11 protein-coding genes are annotated in these 12,093 nt (G+C 64.9%); 4 read left to right on the top strand and 7 right to left on the bottom strand.

The genetic code is table 11. The features are described 5' to 3' along the window. Positions 1 to 12 precede the first annotated feature (12 nt). The gene (locus ACUN9Y_RS07940) at positions 13 to 450 is read right to left on the bottom strand and encodes a VOC family protein (protein ID WP_445460155.1); all 438 of its coding nucleotides are present in this window, start codon (positions 448 to 450) and stop codon (positions 13 to 15) included. Positions 451 to 746: 296 nt separating this feature from the next. On the opposite strand from ACUN9Y_RS07940, the gene ACUN9Y_RS07935 reads away from it, so the two are divergent. Genes ACUN9Y_RS07935 through ACUN9Y_RS07925 form a run of 3 tightly spaced genes read left to right on the top strand, consistent with a single transcriptional unit; the run spans position 747 to position 3,144 of the window. After that, on the top strand, positions 747 to 1,499 hold the full coding sequence (locus ACUN9Y_RS07935) for a 5-oxoprolinase subunit PxpA (RefSeq protein WP_445460154.1): 753 nt from the start codon (positions 747 to 749) through the stop codon (positions 1,497 to 1,499). After that, positions 1,496 to 2,224: a 5-oxoprolinase subunit PxpB gene (pxpB, locus tag ACUN9Y_RS07930; RefSeq protein WP_445460153.1), complete on the top strand. Its 729-nt coding sequence runs from the start codon at positions 1,496 to 1,498 to the stop codon at positions 2,222 to 2,224. The genes ACUN9Y_RS07935 and pxpB overlap by 4 nt, the downstream gene beginning before the upstream one ends. Beyond that, a complete protein-coding gene (locus ACUN9Y_RS07925; RefSeq protein WP_445460152.1) occupies positions 2,221 to 3,144 on the top strand; it encodes a 5-oxoprolinase subunit C family protein in 924 nt (307 codons plus the stop codon). The genes pxpB and ACUN9Y_RS07925 overlap by 4 nt, the downstream gene beginning before the upstream one ends. A gap of 120 nt (positions 3,145 to 3,264) precedes the next feature. On the opposite strand, the gene ACUN9Y_RS07920 is transcribed toward ACUN9Y_RS07925, so the two are convergent. From ACUN9Y_RS07920 to fhuF, 5 genes are all read right to left on the bottom strand, one after another. After that, entirely contained in the window at positions 3,265 to 3,564 is a 300-nt protein-coding gene (locus ACUN9Y_RS07920; protein ID WP_445460151.1) for a type II toxin-antitoxin system RelE/ParE family toxin, read from the bottom strand. After that, complete coding sequence (locus tag ACUN9Y_RS07915; RefSeq protein WP_445460150.1) at positions 3,552 to 3,809, bottom strand: type II toxin-antitoxin system Phd/YefM family antitoxin; 258 nt, start codon at positions 3,807 to 3,809, stop codon at positions 3,552 to 3,554. The genes ACUN9Y_RS07920 and ACUN9Y_RS07915 overlap by 13 nt, the downstream gene beginning before the upstream one ends. Positions 3,810 to 4,001: 192 nt before the next feature. Beyond that, on the bottom strand, positions 4,002 to 5,996 hold the full coding sequence (locus ACUN9Y_RS07910) for a TonB-dependent siderophore receptor (protein ID WP_445460377.1): 1,995 nt from the start codon (positions 5,994 to 5,996) through the stop codon (positions 4,002 to 4,004). A 496-nt stretch (positions 5,997 to 6,492) separates the two neighbouring features. Then, positions 6,493 to 7,518: a helix-turn-helix transcriptional regulator gene (locus tag ACUN9Y_RS07905; protein ID WP_445460149.1), complete on the bottom strand. Its 1,026-nt coding sequence runs from the start codon at positions 7,516 to 7,518 to the stop codon at positions 6,493 to 6,495. Continuing rightward, positions 7,515 to 8,522 (bottom strand): siderophore-iron reductase FhuF, encoded by a 1,008-nt coding sequence (gene fhuF, locus ACUN9Y_RS07900; protein ID WP_445460148.1) that lies wholly within the window; start codon positions 8,520 to 8,522, stop codon positions 7,515 to 7,517. Before fhuF ends, ACUN9Y_RS07905 begins: the two co-directional genes overlap by 4 nt. Positions 8,523 to 8,883: 361 nt before the next feature. Here fhuF and ACUN9Y_RS07895 point away from each other — a divergent pair, with 361 nt between their 5' ends. Then, complete coding sequence (locus tag ACUN9Y_RS07895; RefSeq protein ID WP_445460147.1) at positions 8,884 to 10,893, top strand: TonB-dependent receptor; 2,010 nt, start codon at positions 8,884 to 8,886, stop codon at positions 10,891 to 10,893. 165 nt (positions 10,894 to 11,058) lie between these two features. On the opposite strand, the gene ACUN9Y_RS07890 is transcribed toward ACUN9Y_RS07895, so the two are convergent. After that, a complete protein-coding gene (locus ACUN9Y_RS07890; RefSeq protein ID WP_445460376.1) occupies positions 11,059 to 12,051 on the bottom strand; it encodes a FecCD family ABC transporter permease in 993 nt (330 codons plus the stop codon). Between the last annotated feature and the right edge of the window lie 42 nt (positions 12,052 to 12,093).

Here is a 12,093-nt window from a genome sequence, read left to right as displayed (position 1 = left end):
GGCCGGCCGCATTCACGCCTTCTTGAACAGCTGACTCTCGCGATCCTTGAAGGCCTTGAACTCGAGGGCATTGCCGGAGGGATCCTTGAAGAACATGGTGGCCTGCTCGCCAGGCTCGCCCTTGAAGCGGATGTAGGGCTCGATCTCGAACGCCACGTTGTGGGACTTGAGCTTCTCGGCAAGCGCTTGCCAGGCGGGCATTTCCAGCACCACGCCAAAATGCGGTACGGGCACGCCGTGGCCATCCACCGGGTTCTTGTGGGCGGAGGCGGCGGCGTCCTTGAGCCCGGCATTGAGGTGGCAGACGAACTGGTGGCCATAGAGGTCGAAATCGACCCAGGATTCTGACGAACGGCCCTCCGGGCAGCCGAGGAATTCGCCATAGAAGCGGCGCGCCTCGTCGATGTCGCGGACCTGGATGGCGAGGTGGAAGGGATCGCTGACGGCCATGATAGGCTCCGGAAGAAGATGGCTCGGCACCTTGGCAGGTAACCCTGTCGCAGGCGATGAGCGCGGTGAATGTTAGGGGTGCCTGGTGATTCTTGGGCTTCTCTGCCTGCGGCGTCAATGTCAGCGCCAAAATTGCCTGCCGGGTCATGCCACTGCCATGGCGTGTCTTGTGGACATCATCGCGGTTTCCGATTGGACGCCGAGCGTGCCGGGGGGATAGATTTTGCTGACGGGGTCCGCGTACCCCCTCTCTGCACTCGATAACCGACAACTGACAACAGCAAAGGAGGGACCCCATGCCGATTCCGCTGCTCAATTGTGACGTAGGCGAGAGCTATGGTGCCTGGAAAATGGGACGCGATGCGGATGTCATGGCCCACATCGACTGCGCCAACATTGCCTGCGGGTTCCACGCCGGTGATCCCGATGTCATGCGTCGCACGGTGGGCTATGCCGTCGCCAACGGCGTGAGCATCGGCGCGCATCCTGCCTACCCGGACCTGGTGGGGTTTGGGCGGCGCTCCCTGGCGGTATCGGCGCAGGAGGCCGAGAACCTGTTGCTGTATCAGATCGGTGCGCTCGATGGCATCTGCCGCGTCGAGGGCACCAGGGTGAGCTACGTGAAGCCCCACGGCGCGCTCTACAACGACATGGCCAAGGACATGGCCTTGCTCGAGGCGACCATGACGGCGGTCAAGGCCTATGACCCAGCGCTACCGCTGCTGGTGATGGCCACCGCCGATACTGCGGCGGTGAGGGCGCTGGCCGAGCAGCATGGCGTGACCCTGTGGTTCGAGGTGTTTGCCGACCGTGCCTACGACGCGGCGGGGCGGTTGGTATCGCGTCGCGAGCCCGGGGCCGTGCATGACGATGAGGCCACAATCGTGGCCCAGTCGATGACCCTCGCTCGGGGCGAGGCCTTGATCGCCAACGATGGCACCCGGCTGGTCCTGCCGGCCGATACCCTGTGCGTGCACGGGGATAACGAAAGCTCGGTGGCCGCGGTGCGCGCCATTCGTCAGGCGTTCGATGAACTGGAGGGCGCATGACGCCACGCCTGGAGACCGTCGCCTTCGATAGCCTGATCGTGAGCTTGTTCGATGAGATCGACGAAGCGCACATGCCCTGGGTGCTGGCCGCCGACCGGGCGCTGCGCGAGGCGCTGGGGGACGATCTTCTCGAGCTGGTGCCGTCCTATACCACGCTGCTCGCGCAGGTCGACGTGACGCGGCTCGACCTGTTCGAGACCCGCGCACGGATTCTCGCGGCGCTGAAGGGGCTCGAGCCGCTGGCGGCGGGCGCCGGTACCCTGCACGAGATTCCGGTGTGGTATGACCCGAGCGTCGGGCCGGAGCTTGCGCCCATCGCCGAGCGCCTGAAGACTTCGGTGGAGGATGTCGTCGCGCGCCACTCGGCGCGAGACTACAGCGTCTTCGCCCTGGGTTTCGCACCCGGCTATGGGTTCATGGGGCTGGTGGAGCAGGCCCTTGCCACGCCGCGGCTCAAGACGCCGCGCCAGAAGGTCGCCGCGGGCTCGGTGGGTATTGCCGATCGTCAGACCGCGATCTATCCGGCGCTGTCCCCTGGCGGCTGGAACCTTGTCGGGCGCACCGCCGTGCAACTGTTCGATCGCGAGCGCGAGGGCTACACCCTGTTTCAGCCCGGTGACAAGGTGCGCTTCGTGGCAATCGAGCGCGCGGCCTTTATCGATCAGGGAGGCGATACCCGCCCCCAGGGCGAGGTGTCGCCCGCCGACCAGGAGGGCAAGGCATGAGCCTGCGAGTTCAGCAGACAGGCCCGATGGCATTGGTGGTCGACGGCGGCCGCGTGGGCGTGCGTCATCTCGGCGTGACCCAGGGCGGCGCCATGGACTGGGTGTCGCTGGGCTGGGCCAATTGGCTGCTGGGCAATGCCCATGACGCCGCCGGGATCGAGATCCTGGTGGGCGGGCTTGAGCTTGCCGCCGAGGCCGATATGACCCTGGCGCTTGGCGGTGCCGATCTTGGCGCGACCCTCGATGGGCAGGTCGTGGCGCCCGATACGCGCTTTGCCATCAGGCGCGGCCAGCGGCTCGCCTTCCACCGCCCCCAGGCCGGGTTGAGGGCCTACCTGGCGGTGCCCGGCGGGATCGCCGCGACGCCGCTGATGGGCAGTGTATCGAGCACCTTGCGTGAGGGCCTCGGGGGGCTAGATGGCTTCGGCAAGGCACTCGTCAAGGGCGATGTGATCAAGGCCGCGGCCTCGCAAGCCGGTGAGGCGCCGAGGGCCGCGGTCCCAGCACGGCTACCCGACACCGCCCAGCCGGTGACCCTTAAGGTCGTGATCGGCGCTCAGGTCGCGGCCTTCGATGGCCGCAGCCTTTACCGCGCCTTTCACGACACCTGGACGGTCGATCAGCGCGCCGATCGCATGGGCATTCGTCTGACCGGCCCGGAGCTTGACTGCGAACTGAAGGGGATCGTCTCGGAGGGTATTCCGCTTGGCGCCGTGCAGGTCCCGCCGGATGGCCAGCCGATCATCCTGATGAACGATCGCCAGACCATCGGTGGCTATCCGCGTCTCGGGGCGCTATCGCCACTGGCCTGCGCGGGCCTGGCGCAGTGCCTTCCGGGCACCGAGGTGCGCCTGGTGCCGACCACCCCGGAACGGGCGCGACGCGCGCTGTGTGACCGCCTGGCCGGCTGGCGCCGCTAGTCAGGCTTTTGTCTGGCGTTAGCGTTGGCCGGGCGAGAGCGCGGTCGACGGCGGGTGCGCGGATACCGGGCCTGAACGAGAAGGGTCGGGACGACAAGGGATGCACGAAAACGGCGAGCCTTACGGCTCAAGCAGGAACCGGCGTAGCTGTCTCTCCTCGCGCATGATGTGAACGATCAGCACGACATCGTCTTCGTACCGATAGAACAGGCGACACGGCGTGACATAAAGCTCTTGATAGAGCGAGCCGGGTAACTCTGCCGGGACGTGACCAGAGTGGGGGAATCGCTGAAGCCGCTCGACGGCCGAGATCACCTGCTTCACCAGGCGTGATGCCGCCTCCGGATTGTCCATGGCAATGTAGTCGGCAATCTCCCCCAGGTCATCCAGGGCCGGGTCGGCCCAGATTATTTCAGCCATTTTTGCAGCCGTTTCCTGGCCGCTTCATGCGCTGTGTGGTTGCCCTCAAGGAATGCCCTTTCCCCCTTGGATAGCCCTTCGAGCAGGGCTAGTCTGCGCTGCATGAACTCATAGTCTTGAACATCGACAAGGTACGCCGATGGCTGGCCGTGCTCGGTGATCAGCACTGGCTCCTTGGTGCGGTGTAAATCCGCCAGAATCTTGGTGGCTTGGCGTTTCAGGGTGGTGACTAGCTCGACTCTCATCGTGGGATCCTCGACCGGAGTGACATAATAGTATCACTGTCGGTGACGGGGCAGGGAGTGCTGTGTGACCGCCTGGCCGGCTGGCGCCGCTAGTCAGGCGTTAGCCGTGATGATTGGCGGTGAAGCGAAAGCCCCCGGCAGGGTGACCTGCCGGGGGCTCAAGGGTGGCTCGCGATCCGCCGGTGAGTCGGCCTAGAACCGATAGCTCAGGGTCGCGTTGACGCTGCGTTCGGCGCCGAAGTAGCAGAACTCGAGCGAGTTGCACGACGCCACGTAGTCCTTGTCCAGCAGGTTGCTGACGTTGAGGCGCGCGGACACGCCTTGTAGGCCTACTTGGCTGAAGTCGTAGCCCAGGGTCGCATCGAGCAGGGTGTAGTCCGGCACCTGCTCGGTGTTGGCGCGATCGGCCTGGATATCGGCGTGGTAGCGCACCCCGAGGCCGGTGTTCAGCCCGGCAAGCGGTCCTTGCCTGACGTCGTAGTAGCCCCAGACAGAGGCGATGTGTTTCGGCGCGTAGATGGCGCTGTTGCCTTCGTTGTCATCATCACTCTCGGCGTAGGTGATGTCGGTATAGGCGTAGCCGGCCTGCAGGCGCAGTTCCTCGGTCAGCTGGGTGCGAGCCTCGAGCTCGACGCCCTGGGATTCGATCTCGCCGACGGCGCGGTAGGGGTCGGTGGGCTGCTCCTTGGTGGCGACGTTTTCCTGGTTGATGTGAAACAGCGCGATGGAGTACTGATCCTGGGTGCCGTTGGGCTGGAACTTGAGCCCGGTCTCGATCTGTTCGCCTTCCATCGGTTCGAGCAGGTCGCCTGACGCGTCGACGAAACTGGTCGGTGTGAACGAGGTGGAGTAACTCACGTAGGGCGAGACGCCGTTGTCGAAGGCGTAAAGCAGGCCCGCACGGCCGCTGAACTGGGTGTCGTCCAGATCGCTTTCGGTGTCGGTATCGCGGTTCTCGTTCTCGATGTCGACCCAGTCGTAGCGGCCGCCCAGTGCCAGGTGCCAGCGATCCCAGCTCAACTGATCCTGCAGATAGACGCCGGTCTGCTCGAGCTTGTGTTGCTCGCGGGTGGTGACGGCGATGTCGCCGAGGGGGCCGGCACCGTAGCTTGGCTGGAAGGCGTCGATGGCGGGGAAGGCGCCGGAGGTCCAGACCACGTCGTTATCGCGGGTCTGGTAGTCGAGCCCGGTGAGGACGCGGTGCTCGAAGGCGCCGGTTGAGAAGCTCGCCTCGAGCTGGTTGTCGACGGTCCAGGCCTTGAGCGATTCATCGCCACCGGAGTAGTAACGGTTGAGCTCGGTGTCGCTGGCCCAGCCGAACGCATAGACCTGGTTGAGCTCTACGTCGGATTCCAGGTAGCGCACCTTCTGGCGCGCGCTGAGGCTATCGCTGAAGCGGTGCTCGAGGTCATAGCCGACCAGGATCTGATCACGCTCGAACGTGTCGTAGTCGTCTTCGCCTTCGAAGAAATCATTGTCGATATGACGGCCGAAACGACTGTCCACGGTGCCTTCGTACGGGAGGCCTGCGTGATAGCCGCCCTCTGGCTCCTTGGACAGGTAGGCCGACAGATTCAGGGTGGTGGCATCGGTGATGTCCCAGGTCAGCGACGGCGCGATGGCGTAGCTTTCTTCCTCGACCGGGCCGAACTGGGTGTCTGCGCCCTGGGCGACGCCGGTGATACGAAAGGCCGCCCGTTGGGCGTCGTCGACGCTGCCGGTGACATCGAAGGCGGCGCGTTGCTGGTCGTTGTTGCCGAATCCGAGCTGGACCTCTCCGCTGGGGGTATCCGTGAACTCGGGGCGCTTGCTGGTCAGGGCAACCAGGCCGCCGGGAGAGGCGCGGCCGTAGAGTACCGATGCCGGTCCCTTGACCACCTCGATGGACTCGAGCATGTAGGGATCGATGCTCAGAGAGCTGTAGGAGTTGGTGTCCCCCATCAGCTTTAGCCCATCGAGAAAGGTGTTGCTCAGGCTGCCGTCGGAAAAGCCACGCAGGACGATGTAGTCATAGCGGTTGGAGGCGCCGACCTGGTTGGTATAGACGCCGGGCGTGTAGTCCAGGGCACGCTGGACGGTCTGTGCGCCGCGCTGCTCGATGTCTTCGGCGGTGACCGTGGAGGTCGCCTGGGGGGTCTCGATGAATGGCGTCTCGGTCTTGGTCGCCGCCTGGCCGGTCACGGTCATGGGGGCGAGCATTGATGTGTCCGCGGCGGCGTTGCTGGTAGCCGTGGCCGGGGCCGAGTCAAGTGGCGTGTCTTGCGCCAGCGCCGCCGAAAAGACGCCAGTGGCTAGCAGGGCGGGCCCGATCTTCAGGGCGAAGGGCAGTCGTGGGGAGAGCAGTGGGCGAAAGCACATGGGGTTCACTTACCAGTCGGGGGGCCTCCCGCCTTGTGTTCGACGGGTTGAGGCCGAGGATGAATTTTCTTGGTAATGCGAATTATTACATTTTGAGAGTCGTTTTCGACTATGCGCGCTGACACAAGCGCTATGCGAGATGACAGTTTGCTGGGGGGCGTGAGTCGTGAATCGTGAGTCGCGCCGGGGGCGGTGGCCCCGGGACGATGGCGAGCGACACCGCCTCGCTACGCACCGGATCACTTCGTGGTGCGGCCGGTTCGGCTCAAGGGACGGCTGAAAGGACGGCTCAACGGACGACGCAAAGGGCGTGCGACCACAGGCGTCAGATCACGGCGCTGGGCGACATGCCGAAGCGACGCCGGAAGGCTGTGGAGAAGTTGCTGGCGTGGTTGTAGCCGCTCACGTGGGCGGCCTGCTGCACGCTATGGCCCTGTTCCAGCAACTGATAGGCGAGTTGCAGGCGGCGTTCGCGCAGGTAATCAAACAGCGACAGGCCGAAGCAGCGTTGGAACTTGGCGCGCAGGCTGGTGGGGCTCATCGAGGCCTGATGGGCCAGCCCCGCCAGGGTGTGGGTCTCGGCGGGGGCATCGTGCAGCCGGCGTCGGACGCGCTCGAGGCGCTCGCGCTCGCCCGGCGAAATGCCCGAGCGGCGCTTGCGATCGCTGTGCGGCAGGCCGTGGCACAGCAGCTGCAGGCAGATGGCCTCCAGCAGCAGGCAGCGCTGGCCGGCGGAGGGCTGTGGCGCGGCGATCTGCTCGAGCATCGGTGCCACATAGCCTGGCAATGACCACAGGTGCAGGTGCGGGCGGTCGGCCTCCAGCAGGGAGCCGACCGCCGTCTGCTCGCCCAATGCCGCGATGGCGTCATCTTCCAGCGCCAGGTTGAGCGTTCTGAGCCGCTGGCCGGCGGCCTGATGAACGCGCAACGGAAACTGCTCGGCCAGGCGCACGCTCATGGCATTGCCTGCATTGAGGCGATGGCGTCGTGAGCCGACGCCGATCTCGATGGAACCCTCGAGCACGACGCAGATAAATAGCGGGGCGGCCAGGCGCGAACAGGAGTCGTAGGACTCCAGCACGTCGACGTCGGAAAAGGTCATCAGCCACCCGGGACGGGGCGTTTCCTCCACGACGCGACCGCTCAGGATAGGGCGTGACGGACCTTGGTCGGTGCGGCGGTCGCCAACGGCGTCGTCGCCGAAGCGATAGAGGATGCCGTGGCGTTCGCCGAAGCTGTCCAGGTCGCCTGCGCAGATATGGAGCCGATGCGAGCGCTGGGCGGCCGCCCCGAACTGCCCGAGGGCGTCCTCGCTGTCCTTGATGTCGGGGCGAGACAGCGGGTCGTTCATCCCGCCACAGACGCTGAGGTAGCGGCCACACCCTCGGTGCCAGGCGCTTGCGGAGCGCTCTGACGCGGGGCTTCGTGTCGGGCCTCACGCTGGGTTTTGCGCCGGGCTTCGTGCCGGGCCTCGCTCCGAGCTTCGTGCCGAGCCACGCCCGCGCCGAGCGCCTGCGGGCCGTCGGCGTTGGCCGTCGTTTTCCTGGTGTTGGCTCGCTTGGCCTTAGTTGTCTTGGCCTTGGCTTTGGCTTCCTTGGCCTTGTCCTCGGGCCCCATCGATGTCTTGCCGGCTCGGGGTGCGCAGCCTTCCAGCGGACAATTGCCGCAATAGGCGAACTCGGGCAGGCGATAGCGCAGGCAGCATAGGCGCCGGGTACGGTGGTGCTCGCCGGCGTCATCGACCAGATAGCGCACCGGCATGAACAGCGGGTTGCGTCGTCCATCCGGATAGACGCGGTGATCGACCAGGCGCAAGGCCTCGTCGGCCAGGCCCGGCAAGGCCATGGGGTGCTGCTCGGCGACGCGGGAGAAGTGCTCGAAGTAGTTGCCGAAGTTGCTCCAGAACACCTTGGGTGAGGCGCCCGAGACGCAGGCCAGCGTCTGAACCAATGGCGCCACGTGGCCCTGCAGAAGCTGCTCGAAACGGGTGAAGGCATCGAGAGAGCCCAGCGGTCTGCCCTCGTGGGGCAGGGCAAGCTGAGTGGTGCGGCCTTCCGCGTTGGTGATGATCGCCATCTCGTCCAGTGCCAGCGGCAGGTCCCGTTCCAAGAGCAGGTTGGCCGCCAGTGCCGGCGCCGCCACGCTGGCGAAGTGCCACTTCGACCACAGTGAGGCGATGGCCTTGAGGTCATCGCCTTGGTACTGGGTGGCGAAGCGAGCCAGCAGGGCATCGAGTACGGGCGCGTCCAGCAATGCCTCGCCGCGAATGGCATCCCGCGGAAACACCTCGCCAATGAAGGGGGGCGTGAGGTGCTCGAGGGGACCGCAGTAGAGGCGAGAGAGCGCAGGCGTCATGGCACATCCTGAGAGGGGCGGGTGACCACCAGGCGATGCTGGTGAGACCGTCATCGGTCATTCAGCATACATAAAATGCGAATCATTATCAAACGTAGTGAGTGGGTAGTCGCCGCTGCAAGGCGCGGTCACTGTGCAGGGTCGTGTAGACACTCTATAGGCAATTGATTAATATAATCGTTCTCATTTACATGTTAAGCCACCCTACCATTACGCCATGCCATACGGGACGATAACTTCAATGAAATGCCATGTACTCTGGCCGCTGGTGCCCCTGGCGGCGCTGGTCTCTTCGCAGGCCCATGCCGCACCAGCCCAAGGCGCTAGCGCTCAAGGTGCGCAAGGGGAGAGTCCTGAGGTCATGGTAGTGACCGCGACGCGGACCGGGACGGCGAAGGAAGATTCCCCGCAGACCGTGCGCATCATCACCCAGGAAGAAATTGCTCAGCAGCGTCAACTGACGTCCGACTCCTCGCAGATTCTGAGCAACCTGCTGCCGTCCTATTCACCGAGTCGCCAGAAGATGAGCGGCAGCGGCGAGACGCTGCGTGGCCGTACTCCCCTGATCTTGATCGATGGGATTCCGCAGTCAAACCCGCTGCGGCCGACCGGGCGCGAAGCCCATACCATCGACTTTGCCATGGTCGAGCAGATCGAGATCATCCAGGGCGCCAATGCCACCAATGGCGTGGGCGCCGCCGGTGGGGTGATCAACATCATCACCAAGCGCCCCGAGCCTGGTTCGTTCAACCAGCACCTGGAAGTGCAGCTGACCACGCCGACCAGCGAGTTTGGCAGCGAGACCAACGCCTACAAGACCAACTACGGGTTCAGCGGCAACACCGACAGCATTGATTACCTGTTCTCCTTGGGCTACGAGGATCAGGGCCTGTACCTCGATGGCGATGGTGACCCGGTGGGGGTCGATAACACCCAGGGCGACCTGATGGATTCGCGCAGCTACGACCTGCTCGGCAAGCTGGCCTATTGGATCGATGATGATCAGCGTCTGCAGTTCAGCCTCAATCACTACGATATCGAGGGCAACAACGACTATGTCAGCGTCACAGGTGATCGCGACAACGGCGTGCCGACCACCAGCGTACGGGGCACGCCAGAAGGCGATGCGCCCTATAACGAGGTGTGGACGACGGGGCTGAGCTACGACAACTACGATCTGGCCGGCATGCACCTGAGCGCCCTGGCCTTCTATCAGGATTACGAGTCGCTGTTCGGCGCCACCGATTCGGGTAACTTCCAGGACGCCGCGATTGCCCCGGTCGGTACCCTCTATGATCAGACCCTGGCCGACACCTCCAAGTACGGCACCAAGTTCTCGCTGACCAAGGATGATCTGTGGGACCAGCGGCTGAAGCTGACTGCCGGCTTCGATACCCTGGTCGACGAGACCGAGCAGTATCTGTACTCGACCGACCGCACCTATGTGCCGCCGGTCGAGTACACCGACCTGTCGCCCTTCGTTCAGGCAGAGCTTAAGCCGATCGACTCGCTGACCCTCTCTGCCGGCGTGCGCTATGAATATGCCAAGTTGGATATCGACAGCTACCAGACGGTGGCGGCGCGCAACAGTGTCGATGTCGAAGGCGGCTCCCCGAGCTTCGATGAAACGCTCTACAACGTCGGCGCGGTGTGGTCTCCGATCCGTGACTGGAGCTTGTTTGCCAACTACTCGGAGGGCTTCTCGATCCCCGATGTTGGCCGTGCCCTGCGCGGCATCGAGGAGCCGGGGCAGTCGGTGGATGACTTCGAGAACCTGAGCCCGATCGTGACCGACAACATCGAGACCGGGGTGCGCTTCGAAGGCGAGCGCCTGGCGGCGGAGCTGAGCTACTACGAGTCGTCGTCCGACTTCGGCAGTCGCGTTACCCGCAGCGGCGATGCCTTCGTCATGCAGCGCCAGGAGACCGAGATCAAGGGCGTCGAGGCATCGATGGACTATCGGTTTACCGATGCCCACTCGGCCAAGCTGGCCTATTCGCACATGACCGGGCGCTACGACAGCAACGACAATGGCTCGTTGGATGCCAAGCTCGATGGGCTCAATGTGGCGCCGGACCGTCTGATCGCCAGCTGGTCGGCGCGGTGGTCGAACGAGATTACCTCCTTCGTCCAGGCCAACTACGCCTTCGACGAGAGCTTCGACGATGCCGACAAGGAGTTCGATGGCTACCTGCTGGTGGACGCCGCCATGGGCTACCGGCTGCCGGTGGGACAGGTCAACGTAGGGATCTCCAACCTGCTGGATGAGCAGTACATCACCTACTACTCGCAGAGCGCGCTGGTGAACAACGACCGCTACTTCGCCGGCCGCGGCCGTACCCTGACCCTGGGCTACAGTCTGGACTTCTAAGCGCACGGCCAAGCCAGATCGCAGCGATTCGCCGACAGCCGATGGGACCACCCGAGAGACCGGGTGTGTTGCATCGGCTGTCGGCGTTGGTGCTGGGTGCTGTCCTCTGGTCGACGCTGGCAGCGAGCCGATTGGCTATCGGCTACCGGCTACCGGCCATCACTGTCAGCTGCGTGACTTATGCAGCAGGTAGACGAAGAAGGGCGCGCCGATGCCCGAGACGAAGATGCCCGCAGGCAGGTCCTTGGGCAGGAAGGCGACGCGGCCGAGCAGGTCGGCGTAGAGCACGATCAGGCCACCGACCAGGGCCGCGATCGGTACCTGTCGCGCGAAGCCCCGGCCCACCAAGCGCGTGGCGATATGGGGCGCGATCAGGCCGACGAAGCTCAGCCCCCCGGCGAAGGCCACCGCCGAGCCGGCGAGCGCGACGCTCGAGGCCACCAGCATCAGGCGGCTGCGGGCTATGTTGACGCCAAGGCCCTGGGCAACGCCGTCGCCGAGCGCCAGGGCGTCCATATGGCGGGCTAGGATAAAACACAGTGGCAGGCACAGGGCCAGGCTCGGCAGCATGCCGAGCACGTCCTGCCACTGGGCGGCGTAGATGCTGCCGGTCAGCCACACGTAGGCGTGCATGGCGGCGGCATCGTCGCTGATCACGATCAACAGGGTGGTGACCGCGCCCATGGCCGCCGACAGGCCGATGCCGACCAGCACCAGGCGAGCGGGTGTCACGCCTTTCTTCCAGGCCAGGCTGAACACCAGCACGGCGGCCAGCAGGGCCCCGGCCATGGCCGCGAGCGGAAGCCACAGGATGTTTACGCTGGCGCTGAAAAGGGCCAGAAACACCACCGCCGCCATGGCCGCACCGCTGGTGATGCCGATCACATCCGGCGAAGCCAGCGGGTTGCGCACGATGCCTTGAAGGATGGCCCCGGCCACTGCCAGCGCCGCACCGACCAGCACCGCCAGAACGATGCGCGGCAGGCGCAGCTCCCAGACGATGAACGTAATGTCGCTGGCCGCGGGGTAAAAAAGCGCCCTGGCCACGGCGGCGGGGCTCGTCGGAAAGCTGCCGAGCGACAGCGATACCGCCATGCTGGCCGCCAGCATAAGGCTCAGTATCAGTGCCACGACCCACGTGCGCGTGAGCGGGAGCATTCGGACCAGCGCTCGCTGTGCGAGGGGGCGGAGGGGCATCTC

The organism is Halomonas sp. V046 (genome assembly GCF_052645355.1).
The sequence above is the reverse complement of the archived record's forward strand: the minus strand, read 5'-3'. Positions and strand labels throughout refer to the sequence as shown.

Excerpts from the sequence above, each read along its gene's own strand:
- ACUN9Y_RS07925 (WP_445460152.1), top strand. The coding sequence starts at position 2,221 with ATGAGCCTGCGAGTTCAGCAGACAGGCCCGATGGCATTGGTGGTCGAC.
- ACUN9Y_RS07915 (WP_445460150.1), bottom strand. The coding sequence starts at position 3,809 with ATGAGAGTCGAGCTAGTCACCACCCTGAAACGCCAAGCCACCAAGATT.
- pxpB (WP_445460153.1), top strand. The coding sequence starts at position 1,496 with ATGACGCCACGCCTGGAGACCGTCGCCTTCGATAGCCTGATCGTGAGC.
- ACUN9Y_RS07935 (WP_445460154.1), top strand. The coding sequence starts at position 747 with ATGCCGATTCCGCTGCTCAATTGTGACGTAGGCGAGAGCTATGGTGCC.
- ACUN9Y_RS07890 (WP_445460376.1), bottom strand. The coding sequence starts at position 12,051 with ATGCTCCCGCTCACGCGCACGTGGGTCGTGGCACTGATACTGAGCCTT.
- ACUN9Y_RS07905 (WP_445460149.1), bottom strand. The coding sequence starts at position 7,518 with ATGAACGACCCGCTGTCTCGCCCCGACATCAAGGACAGCGAGGACGCC.
- ACUN9Y_RS07895 (WP_445460147.1), top strand. The coding sequence starts at position 8,884 with ATGGTAGTGACCGCGACGCGGACCGGGACGGCGAAGGAAGATTCCCCG.
- ACUN9Y_RS07940 (WP_445460155.1), bottom strand. The coding sequence starts at position 450 with ATGGCCGTCAGCGATCCCTTCCACCTCGCCATCCAGGTCCGCGACATC.
- fhuF (WP_445460148.1), bottom strand. The coding sequence starts at position 8,522 with ATGACGCCTGCGCTCTCTCGCCTCTACTGCGGTCCCCTCGAGCACCTC.
- ACUN9Y_RS07910 (WP_445460377.1), bottom strand. The coding sequence starts at position 5,996 with ATGACCGTGACCGGCCAGGCGGCGACCAAGACCGAGACGCCATTCATC.
- ACUN9Y_RS07920 (WP_445460151.1), bottom strand. The coding sequence starts at position 3,564 with ATGGCTGAAATAATCTGGGCCGACCCGGCCCTGGATGACCTGGGGGAG.